Source organism: Natrinema gari JCM 14663 (genome assembly GCF_000337175.1).
GTDB lineage: Archaea > Halobacteriota > Halobacteria > Halobacteriales > Natrialbaceae > Natrinema > Natrinema gari.
The window spans coordinates 1-329 of the sequence record NZ_AOIJ01000072.1; the positions used below are offsets into that span (position 1 = coordinate 1).

General features: G+C 59.0%; 1 rRNA gene. It reads left to right on the forward strand.

What is annotated here, in order from left to right:
• Positions 1 to 329: ribosomal RNA gene (locus C486_RS20585) — 23S ribosomal RNA — on the forward strand; the annotation flags it as partial.

Consider the following 329-nt stretch of genomic DNA (forward strand, 5'->3'; position numbering starts at 1 on the left):
CTCGTGACCTTTGTGTAGGGGTGAAAGGCCCATCGAGTCCGGAAACAGCTGGTTCCAACCGAAACATGTCGAAGCATGACCTCTGCCGAGGTAGTTTGTGGGGTAGAGCGACGGATTGGGGGACCGCACTCCGAGAGGAGTGCGCCCCCCTGTCCAACTCCGAACCTACAAACGCCGCTTGACGCAGGGAGTCCGGTGCACGGGGTAAGCCTGTGTACCGTGAGGGAGACAACCCAGAGCTGGGTTAAGGTCCCCAAGTGTAGACTAAGTGCGATCGAAGGTGGTCTCAAGCCCTAGACAGCCGGGAGGTGAGCTTAGAAGCAGCTACC